The sequence below is a fragment of the Microbacterium sp. LjRoot205 genome (assembly GCF_056175745.1).
In genome coordinates, this window is sequence record NZ_JBGFFH010000001.1 from 1,016,922 (window position 1) to 1,033,099 (window position 16,178).

Annotated in this window: 13 protein-coding genes; 8 read left to right on the top strand and 5 right to left on the bottom strand. The window is 69.1% G+C overall.

Features of this window, described 5'->3' with window-relative positions; translation table 11 throughout:
- Nucleotides 1-3 precede the first annotated feature (3 nt).
- The 3 genes from AC04ME_RS04925 to AC04ME_RS04935 are packed head-to-tail and all read right to left on the bottom strand — an operon-like array spanning nt 4 to nt 1,935.
- Nucleotides 4-201 carry a hypothetical protein gene (locus tag AC04ME_RS04925; RefSeq protein WP_042538943.1) on the bottom strand — a complete coding sequence of 66 codons (198 nt, stop codon included), beginning with the start codon at nt 199-201 and terminating at the stop codon, nt 4-6.
- A gap of 37 nt (nt 202-238) precedes the next feature.
- Entirely contained in the window at nt 239-1,198 is a 960-nt protein-coding gene (locus tag AC04ME_RS04930; RefSeq protein ID WP_042538944.1) for a DNA-3-methyladenine glycosylase family protein, read from the bottom strand.
- A gap of 35 nt (nt 1,199-1,233) precedes the next feature.
- On the bottom strand, nt 1,234-1,935 hold the full coding sequence (locus AC04ME_RS04935; protein WP_475433826.1) for a winged helix-turn-helix domain-containing protein: 702 nt from the start codon (nt 1,933-1,935) through the stop codon (nt 1,234-1,236).
- Nucleotides 1,936-2,264: 329 nt separating this feature from the next.
- Here AC04ME_RS04935 and AC04ME_RS04940 point away from each other — a divergent pair, with 329 nt between their 5' ends.
- From AC04ME_RS04940 to AC04ME_RS04960, 5 genes are all read left to right on the top strand, one after another.
- Nucleotides 2,265-2,573: a GNAT family N-acetyltransferase gene (locus AC04ME_RS04940; RefSeq protein ID WP_042538946.1), complete on the top strand. Its 309-nt coding sequence runs from the start codon at nt 2,265-2,267 to the stop codon at nt 2,571-2,573.
- Nucleotides 2,574-2,625: 52 nt separating this feature from the next.
- Nucleotides 2,626-3,093 (top strand): DIP1984 family protein, encoded by a 468-nt coding sequence (locus tag AC04ME_RS04945; RefSeq protein WP_042538948.1) that lies wholly within the window; start codon nt 2,626-2,628, stop codon nt 3,091-3,093.
- 329 nt (nt 3,094-3,422) lie between these two features.
- Nucleotides 3,423-4,868 carry an MFS transporter gene (locus AC04ME_RS04950; protein WP_475433828.1) on the top strand — a complete coding sequence of 482 codons (1,446 nt, stop codon included), beginning with the start codon at nt 3,423-3,425 and terminating at the stop codon, nt 4,866-4,868.
- A gap of 109 nt (nt 4,869-4,977) precedes the next feature.
- Nucleotides 4,978-6,132 (top strand): exonuclease SbcCD subunit D, encoded by a 1,155-nt coding sequence (locus AC04ME_RS04955; RefSeq protein ID WP_042538950.1) that lies wholly within the window; start codon nt 4,978-4,980, stop codon nt 6,130-6,132.
- 72 nt (nt 6,133-6,204) lie between these two features.
- Nucleotides 6,205-9,201 carry an AAA family ATPase gene (locus AC04ME_RS04960; RefSeq protein WP_475433831.1) on the top strand — a complete coding sequence of 999 codons (2,997 nt, stop codon included), beginning with the start codon at nt 6,205-6,207 and terminating at the stop codon, nt 9,199-9,201.
- A gap of 50 nt (nt 9,202-9,251) precedes the next feature.
- Here the strand turns inward: AC04ME_RS04960 and AC04ME_RS04965 are convergent, their stop codons facing one another.
- On the bottom strand, nt 9,252-9,809 hold the full coding sequence (locus AC04ME_RS04965) for a phosphorylase family protein (RefSeq protein ID WP_042539416.1): 558 nt from the start codon (nt 9,807-9,809) through the stop codon (nt 9,252-9,254).
- Nucleotides 9,810-9,921: 112 nt separating this feature from the next.
- Between AC04ME_RS04965 and nadE the strand changes: the two genes are divergently transcribed.
- From nadE to AC04ME_RS04980, 3 genes are all read left to right on the top strand, one after another.
- Nucleotides 9,922-10,740, top strand: coding sequence for an ammonia-dependent NAD(+) synthetase (nadE, locus tag AC04ME_RS04970; RefSeq protein ID WP_042538954.1), 819 nt, complete (start codon nt 9,922-9,924; stop codon nt 10,738-10,740).
- 71 nt (nt 10,741-10,811) lie between these two features.
- The gene (locus AC04ME_RS04975; protein WP_475433834.1) at nt 10,812-14,282 is read left to right on the top strand and encodes a TM0106 family RecB-like putative nuclease; all 3,471 of its coding nucleotides are present in this window, start codon (nt 10,812-10,814) and stop codon (nt 14,280-14,282) included.
- 34 nt (nt 14,283-14,316) lie between these two features.
- A complete protein-coding gene (locus AC04ME_RS04980) occupies nt 14,317-15,084 on the top strand; it encodes a hypothetical protein (RefSeq protein WP_042538956.1) in 768 nt (255 codons plus the stop codon).
- A gap of 64 nt (nt 15,085-15,148) precedes the next feature.
- Here AC04ME_RS04980 and AC04ME_RS04985 read toward each other — a convergent pair whose 3' ends face one another.
- Entirely contained in the window at nt 15,149-16,177 is a 1,029-nt protein-coding gene (locus AC04ME_RS04985; protein ID WP_042539420.1) for a methionine synthase, read from the bottom strand.
- Nucleotide 16,178: the final 1 nt, after the last annotated feature.

The following is a 16,178-nucleotide window of genomic DNA, read 5'->3' on the forward strand; positions in this document are numbered from 1 at the left end:
CGCTCAGAGCTCGACGCCGTGGTCCTCGTCGTTGACGCCGGCATTGCGGCCCCGGCGGGATTCGTAGCCGATGAACCAGCCCAGCCAGACGATCGCGGCGAGCAGGATGCCGAGCCAGACGTTCTGGAAGATCAGGCCGATCACGACACCGACGATGAGAAGACCTGCGGTGACGGAGAAGCGGAGTGCGTTGCGCGACATGGGCTCAGCCTAAAGGCGATCCGCCCGCCACGGGAGGTCAGCGAGTGCGGTGATCTTCGGGAGAGAGCCGTGGCCCTCGTCGGGGCTCGCTCACCCTGCTCGCGAAGATGAGACGGATCACGCGCTGCCGGTGCCCCGCCCAGGGGGCGAGCAGGTCGAGCATCCCTTCGTCATCGGTGCGGTGGCCGGTGAGGGCGTATCCCACCTGATGTGCGAGGTGGTAGTCGCCGACGCTCACCGCATCCGGATCGCCCAGCGCCCGGATGCGCGTCTCGGCCGAGGTCCACACACCCACGCCGGGGAAGCTCGTCAGGACGCGGTCACGCTCGTCGCCGCCGGGTGCGGCCAGAAGCGCGCGCGAGATGCTTTCCGCCCGCTCGGCGACGCGCACGACGGTCTTCGACTGCGGCGGCTGCACCGCGACCCGATGCCAGTCCCACGAGGGGATGCGACGCCATTGCTCTGCGGTCGGGGCGGCGTGCATCGGCCGCGGGGTCGGACCGGGTGCGCGCTCGCCGAACTTCGTGACGAGCAGCCTCCAGGCGCGGAACGCCTCGAGACCCGTCACCTTCTGCTCGATGATGGCGCAGGCGAGAGCGTCGAACACGACGCCGGTGCGAGCCAGGCGGATGCCGGGCGCACGGCGGGCCACCTCGGAGATCAGGGGATGGAGCGAGGGATCGAAACCCGACGGGTCGTCTCGGGCGCCGCACAGGTCGGGCACGGTATCGAGTGCGTGCTCGGCTCCGCGGCCCCACGCGGTGGCCTTGATCTCTCCGCTCTGCGCGCGCAGCGCCAGCGTCGCAGGGCCGAGCGGAGTTCGGAGAGTGCGCCAGATCACCGGACCGTCGCAGACCATGGTGGGGTCCCCGGGGCCTCGCCGCAGCATGCCGACCGTCGCGCGGAGATCGACGGGTGCGGTCGGCCGATACACGGTCTCCCGCGGTGCGCTCTGAGAAGCCGCGTCGGCGGCTCCGGCATCCGCGGTCAGGGTCATGCGCCCCACGATACGTGGCGGGGCTGACACTCGGATCAGAAGCGGTCGGGCGAGGGTGTGCCGTGGCCGTAGCGGATGACGACGTCGGCGTGACGGTCGAAGCGGTAGCCGATGCCGCGCACGGTGCGGACGATGTCCTCGTAGCGGCCGAGCTTCGCGCGCAGACGACGCACGTGCACGTCGATGGTGCGCTCGCCGGGGGTCTCGTCGTCCTGCGCCTGCCACAGTGCGGAGACGAGTTCGCTGCGCTCGATCGTGCGTCCTTCGCGGAGCACGAGGTACTGCAGCAGCTCGAACTCCTTGTAGGTGAAGGCTGCGGATTCTCCGTCGATCAGGACGCGCTTGCGCGAGATGTCGACGACGACGCCGCCCTCCTCGTCGGTGGTCTCCTCCTCTGCGGCGGCCTTGGTGCGGGCGATCGCACCGGGCTCGTGCAGTGCGAGACGCACGACGTCGAGGTCGCGACCACCCGAGCCGTGCGGGGCGAGCGCGACGGTGGCGTGCGTCTCGGCGCCGGGAGCGAGCTCGGCGAGAGTGCGACGCAGCGCGTCGACGAGGAGCGGGAGGCTGACTCCGGCTTCTGCGGCCTTGATCTCGTCGAGGCCGACATAGAGGGCGAAGCCGCGGGGCGAGCGGACAGCGGGAAGATCTGCATCGAGCGGGGCTGCGGCGGGCGCCGGAGCGGCGGTGCGGACGGCGGCGGTGGCGGGACGCTCGAGAAGTGCGGTGTTCGACATGATGATGAAGTCCTCAGGACGTGAGCCGGGAAGAGGCTCTGATGCGTTGCATGAATGACCGGGCGAGCCGGAAGAGCGAGCAAAGGGTGGATGCTCGATGACCCATACCTCGCAGATCGCGAGAAGTCAGGTCAGACGGAGTGGCTGTTCGTTCAGCGACACATTCGGCAACACATGCCAACGCGACCGGGCATCATCATCCCGGCAGTCCTGTTCGCCTCCTGGGCGGACAAAGGGCTTGCGTTGGTAGTCATGGGGGGATTATGTCGGAAGAAGTCCGGGCGTGTCAAAACGGCCGACCGTGCCGGAGGCGGGCGTAACGTGGACAGATGACCACTTCGACCCTCGCCGCAGGCTTCCTCCTCACCGATGAGAAGGACGCATCGCGGTACACGTTGATGAGAGACGGGCAGCTCGTGAGCGTGCTCGACTACCGCGACGACGGACACACGATCGCCCTGACGAGAGCCTTCACGATCCCCACTTTCCGCGGCCACGGCTATGCGGGTGTCCTCGTCGAGGGCGCTGTCGCCGACATCGAGGAACGCGGAGATCGCAAGGTCGATGCGGTGTGCTGGTACGTCTCCGACTGGTTCCAGGCGCACCCCGAGCACTCGGCTCTCCTGCGCTCTCGATGACGCAGCTCGTGTGACGCTGTGTTACACGGTGGCGGCCTGACAGGATGAAGTCATGAAACTCGCAGAGGCACTCACCGCCCGCGCAGACCTGCAGCGCCGCATAGAGCAGCTGCGTGCGCGCATCACCGCGAACGCCAGGTACCAGGAGGGCGAGGAGCCCGCCGAGGATGCCGCCGCGCTTCTCGTTCAGGCGGACGCCGATCTGCTGCTGCTCCGAGACCTCATCAGGCGGATCAACGCGACGAACTCGCGTCTGGATCTGGGTACCGACGGAACCATGACCGATGCCCTCGCCGCCCGCGACGTGCTCCGGCTGCAGCACTCGCTGCTCGCAGACGCCGCCGCGGCGGCATCCGGGGCGAACGACCAGTTCCTGCGTCAGATGCGGTCGGAGCTGCGTCAGATCTCTGCGCTTCCCGTCGCCGAGCTGCGCTCGCGCGCGGATGCGGTCGCGCAGGAGCTGCGCGAACTCGACAATCGGATCCAGCAGGCGAACTGGCTCCACGATCTGGAGGAGTAGAGCGGAAGTCGGTAGTCACGACGAGGCGGGCACACCCCCAGCCGGAGGGGCAATTCCGGCTCATGTCGGGCGGAGGGCAGCCCGGATCCGCATCGCGCAGCCCCGCACGCCGCACATGTGATCGCGCATCGCGCATCTCGCATCACCACGTGTCGATCATCGTGACGAGGGTGGGTCAGGGGACCTTCCGCTCGCGATCCCACAGCCTCATCTCGGGTAATATGGTTTCTCTGCTCAGCCCCGTCGGCTGAGGTGGTCAGGCGCTCATGAAGCGCGCTGGTCCGAGGCTCGAAACCTCCGGCATCGTCCCCGACACCGGAGGTTCTTCCATGTCATCGTCCTTGCGCGCCCGCCCCCAGACCCGGTGGTGGGCGCTCGTCGTCATCTCCCTCACGCAGCTGATCGTCGTCCTCGACGGCACGATCGTGAGCATCGCCCTGCCTCAGGCCCAAGCGTCCCTCGGCTTGACCGACGGCCAGCGTCAGTGGGTCGTCACGGCCTACGCCCTGGCCTTCGGCGCACTGCTCCTGCTCGGTGGTCGCATCGCCGACTACGTCGGGCGCAAGCGTGTCTTCATGATCGGGATGGTGGGCTTCGGCGCTGCATCCCTCTACGGCGGCCTCGCACAGTCGGGCTGGGAGCTCATCCTCGCCCGCGGCCTGCAGGGCGTCTTCGCCGCACTTCTCGCACCGGCGGCTCTCGCGCTGCTCACCGTGACTTTCCCCTCGGGCCGCGAGCGCAACACGGCGTTCGCCGTGTTCGGGACCGTCGCGGGAACCGGCGCAGCGGTCGGCCTGCTGCTGGGCGGATTCCTCACCGAGTTCACCGATTGGCGCTGGTGCCTGCTGGTCAATCTGTTCTTCGTCGCGATCGGCCTCGTCGGCGGAGCGCTCTTCCTCACCGAGAGCAAGGCCGAGGGCGACAACCGGTACGACGTCTGGGGCGCGATCACCGTGACTCTCGGTCTCGGATCGCTCGTCTACGGTTTCAGCCTCGCCGAGAACGGCTGGGGCGATCCGCTGACGATCACGTTCCTCGCTCTGGGGGTCGTGCTGCTCGGCGTGTTCGTGTGGGTCGAGAGTCGTGTGTCGCAGCCGCTCCTCCCGCTGCGGGTGGTGGCCGATCGAGTGCGAGGCGGAGCGTTCCTCATCCAGGGCGTGGCCGGGGCGATCATGATCGGCGCGACGCTCTACCTGACCTTCCACCTCCAGTTCGTGCTCGGCATGGGCGCGCTCCCGGCGGGAGCGGCGACCCTGCCGCTGCCGATCGCGACGATGATCATCGCCCCGATCGCGACGAAGCTCCTCACGGTGATCGGGCCGCGGCCGATGCTGATCGTGGGGCCGCTCGTCGCGGCGGCCGGTCTGTTCCTCCTCTCCGGGATCACCCCCGATGGGGCGTACATCGTGCAGATCGCGCCGGCGCTTCTGCTCCTCGGCATCGGCATGGGCTTCGTGTTCATCCCGCTGCAGAACCTGGCACTCACCGGAGTCGCACCGCATGACGCGGGCATCGCATCGGCCGTCGCCAACTCGGCCATGCAGATCGGCGGATCGATCGGGCTGTCCGTGTTCACGGCCGTGTACGCGGCGTCGGTGGGCGGGCATGCGCAGACGGAGGTCTCCCCGACGCAGCTGACCGACGCCTACGGCTGGGTGTTCATCGTCGCGTCGATCCTCATGGTCGGCGCTGCCGTGATCGCCGCCGTCATGGTGCGCGGTTCGAAGGACGAGCTGATGCCGTCGCAGCCGGGGCTCGCGGTCGGCGCGCACTGAGACGCTCGCGGCATCCGTTCCGCCCGGAATCCCACGGATTCCGGGCCCAGGAACGGATGCCGCGGCACGCCTGAGGCCGAATGTCGGTGGGGGTTCGTAGCGTGTGAGTATGCGAATCCTGCACACCTCCGACTGGCACATCGGCCGCACCTTCCATGGCAACTCGACCATGGACGCGCTGGCCGAGGTCCTCGGAGCGCTCACGGTGCAGGTTCGTGAGAACGCGGTCGACGTCGTCATCGTCGCCGGTGACGTCTTCGATTCGGCGACGCCGGCCGGCCCCGCGTACACGCTTCTCGGCGACGTGCTCGTCGCGCTGCATGAGACGGGTGCCCGTGTGATCGTCACGAGCGGCAACCACGACTCCGCTGCGCGTCTCGGGTTCCAGGCGCGGCTGCTCCGTGACGGCATCCACGTGCTGACCGATCCGCTCGCGATCGGCACGCCGGTGACGCTGGCAGACGCCGATGGTCCGGTGCATTTCTACGGCATCCCGTACCTCGAGCCCGCCATCGTGCGTCAGCACTGGATCGGCGCCGATCTGCGCACGCAGGCGCAGACGCTGTCTCATGCGATGGGTCTCGTCCGGGTGGGGATGCAGGCCCACCCGGGGCGATCCGTCGCGATCGCGCACTGCTTCTCCGCCGGAGTCGACGCCACGGTCGGTCTCGAGCGCGAGGTGCGGCAGGGGGGTCTCGACGTCGTGCCGCTGTCGGTCTTCGACGGTCCTGACTACGTCGCTCTCGGGCACATCCACGGGCGCCAGAAGATCAGCGAACGAGTGCGCTATTCGGGCGCTCCGCTGCACTACAGCTTCGGCGAGCAGAGCAAGCCCCGCGGTTCGTGGCTGGTCGACCTCGATGCCACCGGCCTCGCATCGGTCGAGTGGCTCGATCTTCCCGTCCCTCGTCGCCTGGTCACCCTCACGGGCACCCTCGATGAGATCCTGTCTCCCGAGAACATCGCGGCGCACGCCGACGACTGGGTCTGTGCGGTGTACACCGACGCACTCGCCCAGACCGAGCCCATGCGTCGACTCCGAGAGCGCTATCCGCACTGCGCGATGGTGCAGCATCAGCCCTCCGACACATCCGCGGCAGTCGAGCGCTCCTATGTCGATCGGCTGAGCGGTGCCGTCAGCGACCCCGAGCGCATCGAGGCCTTCCTCGAGCACGTCCGCGCGGGCCACGGGGCGACCGAGCGCGAGCGCGAGCTGATCCGCGAGGTCCTCGATGACCGCGTCCGCGCCGAAGCCCTCATCTGATCCGGTGACGACTCGATCCAGCCCGGCGATGCGTCACCGCGATCATTCTCCGACAGTGAAGAAGACTCTCTGATGCAGTTGCACCGACTGGAGGTCGAAGGGTTCGGTCCGTTCCGCGAGCGGCAGACCGTCGACTTCGATGCTTTCGCCGACGACGGCATCTTCCTGATCGCCGGTCGCACGGGCGCCGGCAAGTCCAGCATCCTCGATGCCGTCTGCTTCGGTCTCTACGGCGGAGTCCCGCGCTACGAGGGTGGCGAGAAGCGGCTGCGCAGCGATCACTGCGAGCCCGACGACGTGACCGAGGTCGTGGTGGAGTTCAGCACTCCGGCGGGCCGATTCCGCGTCAGGCGTTCACCGGAATACGAGCGCCCCAAGAAGCGCGGCGGCGGCATGACGGTGCAGCCGGCGGCCGTGCAGCTCGACACCTCGGTCGGCGGCGAATGGATCGGTCTCGCCGCGAAAGAGCGCGAGGCGGCCTTCGAGCTCGACGAGATCCTGCAGCTCAGTCGCGAGCAGTTCCTGCAGGTGATCCTGCTCGCGCAGAATCGGTTCTCGGAGTTCCTGCTGGCGGGGAGCAAAGAGAGACAGTCGCTGCTGCGGCGGCTGTTCGGCACCGAGCGTTTCGAAGACGTGCAGGCGCGTTTCGATGAACGACGCAAGGCGGCCGAGCAGAGTCTCGGGGCACGCCTCGCAACGGTGTCTGCCCGCCTCGACGAGGGCGAGAGGCTCGTCGGCAGCGCCGGCCTCGGGCACGACGGCGAGGTGCAGGGAGAAGACGCGGGCGCGGCCGACTCAGAGCCTGTCGCGGTGACGACAGAGGAGCGCCTCGACGGTCTGCGTCGCGCGAAGGCTCGTGCGGATTACCGCGCAGAACGTCGAGCGGCTGAACGGATCGAGGCGGAGAAGCAGTCGGACGCAGCAGACGCGGCCCTCGCGATCGCGCGTGAGGAGCAGCGGGCGCAGCTCGAGCGGGATCGGGCCAGAGCCGCGCTCGCACGTCTCGAGGCTGATGAGCCGCACATCGCCGCCGCGCGCAGTGAACTGCAGAAAGCCAGGGCCGCGGAGCTGCTGCGGGGCCCGATCTCCGCCGCGACGACGGCGACATCGGCGCTCGACGCCGCGATCGAGGCCGAGACACGCGCACGGGCGGCCTGGGAGGCTCACGGCATCGTCGCGGACGATCTCACGGAGTGGGCGGCCGAGCGCACGGCGCAGACCGGTCTGTGGCAGCGTGCGGCAGAGCTGGAACGCTCCGCGTCGGCGCTCGATGCCGAGCTTGCGGCGACGTCCGATGCCGTGGCGGCGGCGACCGCTCGCATCGACGCGGCCGAGGCCGATCGTGTCGCGCTTCCCGCAGAGCTCGAACAGCTCACACTCGCGCGCGACGCGGCGAGGCAGCTCGCTGATCGCGCCGGAGATCTGGCCGCAGCACGGGATGCTGCCGCAGCGCGGCATGCGGCGGCGGTCGAGACAGTCCGTCTCAGAGCCGCTCATGACGACGCCGAACGGCAACTCGCTGACGCCAGCGCCGCGCTCGCTGCAGCTCAGACCGCGCTCGCTCAGCTCAGACAGCGCCGACTCGACGGGTTCGCGGGGGAGTTGGCGACCTCGCTGCACGAGGGCGAGGCGTGCCCGGTATGCGGATCTCATGAGCATCCGGCTCCCGCCGTGCATGCCGATCCCGTCTCGGCAGAAGACGTCGACGAGGCTGAAGCCGCACGTGATGTCCTCGCGCAGCGCGAGCGGGATGCGGCAGAACGGACATCCTCACTGCGCGCCGACCTCGCCGCGGCGATCAGCCGCGCAGACGGTCGAGAGGTCGACGAGGCTGTCGCAGAACTCGACACCGCGACAGCGGCGCATGCACAGAGCACAGACGCGGCCGACCAGCTGGTCACACTCGATCAGCAGCGCGAAGCCCTCCTCGCGCGCATCCGCCGTCTCGACAGCGACCGCGACCGTGATTCCACGGCGCTGGCCGCGGCACGCGAAGCGCACTCGCTCGTGGCGCAGCGGGTCGCCGATACGCGAGAGACGATCGCAGAAGCGAAAGGGCACTACGAGTCCGTGGCCGAGAGGCTCACGGCGACGCGTGTCGAAGTCCAGGCTGCTCTCGCGCTCGTCGAGGCGGCGGCAGAGCGGGCACGCAAGGCTGAGGCCGCGACAGCTGCGAAGGCCGAACTGGATGCGGCGCTGGAAGCATCCGAGTTCGACGGCGTCGCGGCGGTCGAGCTGTCGCTCCGCACGGCCGCAGCGCAGGCGGCTCTCGAGAATCGAGTCACCCAGCACGCCGTCCAACGCGAGAAGGAGCGCGCGATCCTCCTCGACCTCGAGCTCCGCACGCTGCCGGAGGAGACGATCGATCTCGGTCCTGCCGAGCAGTCTTCCCTCGCCGCGCGGCAGCGCTGGTCCGTCGCGGTCGATGAGGCGGGGCGGGCGGCAGGGGTGTCCGAGCAGCTCGTCGCGGTCATCGAGGCCGCGACATCAGAGCACGCCCGCATCGCAGACGACGCCGCCGACTACGAGGTTCTGCGAGGCCTCGCCGACGCGATCGCCGGTCGCGGGGCGAACGCCCGCAAGATGACGCTCGAGACGTTCGTCCTCGCCGCCGAACTCGAAGAGATCGTCGACGCCGCGAACCGCCGGCTCAGCGACATGTCGACGGGGCGCTATCAGCTCCGCCACTCAGACGCGCTCGCCGCCCGCGGGGCCGCGTCAGGGCTCGGCATCGTCGTGTTCGACGCATTCACGGGCCAGGCCCGGCCGGCGCAGTCGCTCTCGGGAGGGGAGACCTTCCTGAGCTCCCTCGCCCTTGCGCTCGGACTCGCCGAGGTGGTCACGGCGCGAGCCGGCGGCATCCGTCTCGACACCCTGTTCATCGACGAGGGCTTCGGCTCGCTCGACGGCGACACCCTCGACGTCGCCATGCGCACGCTCGACGAGCTGCGCCAGGGCGGTCGCACCGTCGGCGTCATCAGCCACGTCGAGGCGATGCAGGAGCAGATCCCTGCGCAGCTGCGGGTGCGTGCGACGTCGAGCGGTCCGAGCGTGATCGAGGCGCGCTGAGACGCGGCGCGCCCCCTCGCCAGCGCAGCGGGCTCAGCCGATGCCCGTCCTCAGACGCCGTACTCCCGGCGGATCACTTCACGCAGCTGCACGCTGCACCGTGCGATCGCCTCGCGGAAGTCGACGAGCGCGCCATCCTCCGCCCGGTCGGAGATCGCGCGGAACGCGCGGATCGGCACTCCGAACTGCTCGGCGACCCAGATGTACGCATAGGTCTCCATGTCGACCAGGCCGGCACCCGAGGGGCGGATGACGGCGGTGATCCCGGCATCGCCGACGAAGCTGTCGCCGGTCGCGATCAGCACGCCCTCGCGGCCGGTGGACACGCGCGCGGGCAGCGACACGTGCTGCCCTGCGACGCCGTCGAGGTCGAACACGTCGTGCTGCAGTGCGCTCCCGATCTCGTGCACGGTCGCATCGAGCTCAGGGTCGATGCCGCCGGCGGTCCCGACGACCACCACCTCGGAGTACTCCTTGGCGTCGAGCGCACGGGTGAGGGCGTACACGGCCTGCATCTTGCCCTCGCCGGTGACGAGCTGGTCGAATCCCTCGAGCTCGTCCGGGAACGCTGCGAGTTCGGATGCCATGGCTGCGACGAGAAGTTTCACTCCGCCATCCTGCCAGGTGGATCCATCGCCGCGAAGCCGAGCGCGTGCGACCGACGTCATCTCGATGTAACACTGGGGGAGGATACTTGCGTCGGGCAGACCGGAGGAACAAATGACCCTGCAGCAGCAGATCTCTGAAGCGCTCGGCGTGAAGGCCGAGATCGACCCCGAGGTCGAGGTGGAGCGCCGAGTGGCGTTCCTGGTCGACTACCTGCGGGTGACCGGAGCGAAGGGCTTCGTGCTCGGGATCTCCGGCGGCCAGGACTCGACACTCGCGGGGCGACTCGCACAGCTCGCGGTCGAACGCGTACGCGCCGAGGGCGGAGAGGCGAAGTTCCTCGCCGTGCGGCTGCCGTACCGGGTGCAGAAGGACGCCGCTGATGCCGAGGCCGCGCTCGAGTTCATCGCACCGGACTCCTCGGTCGAGGTGAACATCCAGAACGGCGTCGACGGCGTCGAGGAGGACATCGAGTTCGCGGTCACGAGCGACATCAGCGACTTCAACCGCGGCAACATCAAGGCGCGAGTGCGCATGGTGACGCAGTACGCGCTGGCCGGACACGACGGTCTCATCGTCATCGGCACCGACCATGCAGCTGAGGCGGTCACGGGCTTCTACACGAAGTTCGGCGACGGCGCGGCCGACATCCTTCCCCTCTCGGGTCTCAGTAAGCGGCAGGGCCGGTCACTGCTGCTGCTGCTCGGGGCGCCGGATCGTCTCGCCTACAAGGTGCCGACGGCCGACCTCCTGGACGGCCAGCCCGGCCGAGCCGACGAAGACGAGCTGGGCCTCACCTACGAGCAGATCGACGACTTCCTCGAAGGTCGCGAGGTCGACCCGGACGTCGCCGGGCGGATCGAGTCCCGATACCTCGCCACGCAGCACAAGCGTCACCTCCCGGTCACCCCCGACGACACGTGGTGGCGCTGACACGCCTCTCGGCGTGATCCCGTGTCGGATGCCGCGGCTAGTGTCGAAGCATCCGAGGGAACGGGAGAATCGTGCGGATCGACACTCAGGCGCAGCGCGTCATCTGGAGCGCGAGCGACCTCAAGGCGGCCGCCGAATGCGAGTTCGCCTGGTGCCGCGCGATCGATGCGAAGCTGGGCCGCGTCCCGGCCGTGGAGGAGCCTGAAGACGCGACTCTCGCCAGGGCCGCGCTGCTCGGAGACGTCCACGAGCAGAACGTCCTCGCCCGCTACATCGACGATCTCGGGAGCGATCGGGTGCACCGGGTCGAGAAGGTGTCGTCGATCGACGCCGAGGCGCTCGCGGCTGCCGTCGACGAGACGGTGCATGCGCTCGGATCCGATGCGCTGGTCGTCTTCCAGGCGGCGTTCGCGACACCCGAGTTCGTCGGGTTCGCCGATTTCCTCAAGCGCGACGACGACGGGCGATGGCGGGTGCAGGATTCCAAGCTCGCCCGCAAGGCGCGCGTCACCGCCCTCATGCAGCTCGCGGCATATGTCGATCAGCTCGACCGGCTGGGCATTCCGCGGTCCGATGAGGTCGACCTCATCCTCGGCGACGGAACGCTGAGCACCCACGCGGTGGATGACCTCCTTCCGCTGTTCCAGGTGCGTCGAGCGCGCCTGCGCGCCCTCATCGCGGATCGCCGAGTCGACGACGGCTCCAGCGGCGCCCCGCTGGCGTGGGGCGACGACCGCGGAGACCTCGAGATCGTGGCCTGCGGACGATGCGCGACCTGCGAGGAGCAGGTGATCGCACACCGCGACCTGCTGATGGTCGCGCGCATGCGGCCCGTGCAGCGCGCCCGGCTGCGGGCGGCCGGGATCGAGACCATCGACGCGCTGGCCGACGCCGATACGCCTCCTGACGGCATGAACACCGACACGTTCGAGACGCTGCGGGCGCAGGCGAGGCTGCAGATCCGCGCGGATGCCGAGGGTGCGCCGACATACGACGTGCACTACGCCGCGGCGATCCACACCCTCCCCGTGCCCAGTCACGGCGACATCTTCTTCGACTTCGAGGGCGACCCGCTCTACACCGAGCCGGCGCCTGACGGCGAGGCTCATTGGGGCATCGACTACCTCTTCGGATGGGTCGACAACGCCGACCAGTACACGGCGCTGTGGGCCCACGACTTCGCTGCGGAGCGAGAGGCGTTCGAGCGATTCCTCGACTTCGTGAAGGTGCGCAGAGCAGCGCACCCCGGCATGCACATCTATCACTACGCGCCGTACGAGACCTCGCACCTGGTGGCGATGGCGGCACGCCACGGCGTGCGCGAGGGCGAGATCGACCGCCTGCTGCGCGAGGGCGTGTTCGTCGACCTGTATCCGCTGGTGCTGCGCACCGTGCGCGTGGGGTCGCGGTCGTACTCGATCAAGAAGCTCGAGCCGCTCTACATGGGTGAGGACGTGCGCACCAGCGACGTGCAGAAGGGCGACGACTCGATCGTGCAGTACGTGGCGGCCCGCGAGTTCGCGGCGGCAGGGGAGCAGGACGAGGCCGATGCGGTCTTCGCCGATCTCGCCGACTACAACCGCTACGACTGCGTGTCGACGAGGCGCCTTCGCAACTGGCTGATCGACATCGCCCGGAAGGAGGGGGTGAACCCCGCCCCGCCCGACGAGGCCGACGAGGTGATCTACGAGCCGTCGCCGCGATCGGTGGCACTCCTCGCCGACGCGGAGCGGGCCGCGGCGGCGGGCGGCGACGGTCAGGTGCATCGCCTCGCTGCGGCCGCCATCGACTACTTCCCTCGCGAGGCGAAGAGCTTCTGGGTGTCGCACTTCCAGCGACTGCGCGAGCCCGTCACTATGTGGGACGGCACTCGCGATGTCGTGCGCGTCGACCGCATGTCCTCGACCGTGCAGCGCGACTGGAGCGTCGGCGAGGGGCGCCGGGTGATGTCGCGCGACATCGAGATCCGGGGAGAGGTGTCACCCGGCACCACTCTCGGAGCGGGGTCGCAACCGTTCGCGCTCTATCCCGTGCCGGCTCCGTTCGACACCGAGGCTCCGTCACGCGCGGTGCACGTGCCGCATACGGTCACTGTCACCGAGGTGCTCGACGACGGCTATCTGATCACCGAGACGGCGATCCAGGGACAGACGTGGGACGAACTGCCTCTCGCTCTCACCCCCGCGGCTCCGCCGCGCGTCGTCTCGCTGCAGGGCGCGATCGACGAATGGGCCGACACGGTCCACGCGGCAGCACCCGGGTTCCCGTCCGACGCGGCCACCGACATCCTGCGCAGGATCCCTCCGCGGACGCTCTCGGGCGGCCCCCTGCCTGACCAGGGGGACGAGACGATCGATGCGATCGTGCGAGCGGTCCTCGACCTCGATCGCAGCTATCTCGCGGTGCAGGGTCCTCCTGGCACCGGCAAGACCTACACGGGCTCCCAGGTGATCGCGCGGCTGGTCAAGGAGCACGGCTTCCGGGTCGGCGTCGTCGCGCAGTCCCACGCGATCATCGAGAATCTGCTCGAGCGGGTCGTGGCCGACGGCGTTCCCGCGGCGCAGGTCGGGAAGGCGCCGAAGGATCCGTCATCCGATCCCTCGTACACGGCGATTCCCAAGAACGGCATGGCCGCATTCCTCGGCGAGCATGCCGAGCACGGAGCGGTCGTCGGCGGAACGGCCTGGGACTTCAGCAACACCGCACGCGTGGAGCGCGGGGGCCTCGACCTGCTCGTGGTCGATGAAGCGGGGCAGTTCTCCCTCGCCTCGACGATCGCCGTCGCCGCGGGCGCGCAGCGTCTGCTGCTGCTCGGCGATCCGCAGCAGCTTCCCCAGGTCAGCCAGGGGGCGCACTCCGAGCCCGTCGACACGTCGGCTCTCGGATGGGTCATGGACGGCGACGCGGTGGTCCGACCCGACTACGGTTACTTTCTGGCACGTTCGTGGCGCATGCATCCTCGCCTCGCCGCGCCGGTGTCGAAGCTCGCATACGCCGGGCAGCTCGCGTCGGCTCCCGGCACCGAACGGCGTGCGCTCGACGGCATCGATCCCGGTCTGCACATCGTCCCGCTCCGACACCGCGGCAACGCCACGCAGTCGCCGGAGGAGGCGCGCGAGGTGGTGGCACTCGTGCGAGACCTCGTCGGACGCGCGTTCACCGACAACGATGCCGATGTCACGGTCCGGCCGCTCGCGCAGCGCGACATCATCGTGGTCGCGCCCTACAACGCGCAGCGTCAGGCCGTGCACGACGCACTCGCCGAGGCAGGCTTCCCCGACGTCCCGGTCGGCACGGTCGACAACTTCCAGGGCAAGGAGGCGGTGGTCTCGATCACGTCCCTCGCGGCCTCCAGCGGTCGGGATGCCCCACGGGGTCCCGAGTTCCTGCTGCTGCAGAACCGATTGAACGTGGCGATCTCGAGAGCGCAGGTCGCGGCCTACCTGATCCACTCCCCGGCACTGCTCGACGACCTCCCGCGCACACCGGAGGGGGTCGCGCGGATGAGCGCCTTCGCCCGTCTCGTCGGCGCGGCGAGCTGAGCGACGACCGACCCCACGGCGAGGAACAGCCACCATGCACACGACAGACGACATCCTTCGCGCCTCGGCGGCCTGGGTGTGGTTCCCCCGTGACAGCGAGCGAGAGAAGACGGAGCTGCAGCTGGTGCGGTATCCCGAACGGTTCGGTGGCGGGGTGCGCGGATCGCAGGTCGACTCGGACGCTGATGCCGCGACTGTTCTCGACCACGCGATCGACCGCACCAGATCGTGGGGGGAGCGCGAGCTGCGCTTCTGGACCAACGCGTCCGATCGCCCCGACCTCGAAGCCGAGCTGCGCAGACGCGGAGCCGAGCACATCGACACGGTCGCGGTGTTCGCCTGTCCGATCGACCGCGCGTCGATCGACGTCCCGCCGGAGCCCACCGCAGAGGTCGTTCGCACACTCGAGCAGGTCCGCGAGGTCGACGCCATCAACGTGCCGGTGTGGCAGCAGCAGCCCCTCGACGAAGAAGGGCTTCGGATCGAACTCGAAGAGATCGCGTCGACGCTCGACGCGGGTACGCACTCCCGTGTTCTCGCGCGGCTCGACGGCCGGGCCGTCAGCACCGGCGGGTGCACGATCGTCGACGGATTCGCCCGCTTGTGGGGTGCCGCCACGCTCGAGCACGCGCGGGGCAGAGGCGCTTACCGGGCGGTCCTCGCCGAGCGGCTGCGGGTGAGCGCATCCCTCGGGGCGGAGACGGCACTCGTCAAGGGGCGCACAGCGACGTCCGCACCGATCCTCGAACGGGCAGGTTTCACCCACTACGGAGACGAGCGCGGCTACCGCCTGGGCGTGTGAGTCGCCCCGACGGGGCGTCACAGCCGGGGGCCACGCGCGGCGATGTTCAGGGGCGTGGCGCCGGTCAGGCGCCGAGCTCCTCGCGGACCAGTCGCGCTCCCGCAGACAGAGCGCTCAGCTTGTCGAGCGCGACATGCCTCGGCAGGGGTGCCATGCCGCAGTTCGAGCTGGCGATGAGAAGCTCTGCGTCGACGAACTCGAGCGCGCGGCGCAGGGTGTCGGCGACTTCCTCCGGAGTCTCGACCTGCTCGCTCGCCACATCGATCGCCCCGAGCATGACCTTCTTGCCGCGGATGAGCTCGATGAGGTCCATAGGAACATGAGAGTGGTGGCTCTCCAGCGAGATGATGTCGACGGAGGACCGCTGCAGAAGGGGGAACGACTCCTCGTACTGCCTCCACTCCGCGCCGAGAGTCGCCTTCCACTCGTTGTTCGCCTTGATCCCGTAGCCGTAGCAGATGTGCACAGCCGTCTCGGCGCTCAGCCCTTCGACTGCGCGCTCGAGGGCCGCGATTCCCCAGTCCTTCATCTCGTCGAAGAAGACGTTGAACGCGGGCTCGTCGAACTGGATGATGTCCACTCCCGCAGCCTCGAGCTCCCTCGCCTCCTGGTTGAGGATGGTCGCGAACTCCCACGCCAGCTTCTCGCGGCTGCGGTAGTGACGGTCGGCCAGGGTGTCGATCATCGTCATCGGGCCAGGGAGCGCCCACTTGATCGGCTGATCGGTCTGCTGACGCAGGAACGTCGCGTCGTCCACGAACACGGGCTTCGGACGGCTCACCGCACCCACCACTGTGGGCACGCTCGCGTCGTAGCGGTCGCGGATGCGCACCGTCTCGCGATTCTCGAAGTCCACGCCGTCGAGATGCTCGATGAAGGTGGTGACGAAATGCTGGCGGGTCTGCTCCCCGTCGCTGACGATGTCGATGCCGCGCCGCCGCTGTTCGTGCACCGCGGCGCGCAACGCATCATGCTTGCCCTCGACGAGCGCATCCCCCTGCAACTCCCACGGCGACCAGAGCACCTCAGGCCTCGCGAGCCATGCCGGCTTGGGCAGGCTCCCGACGATCGAGGTTGGGAGGAGGGTTTCCAAG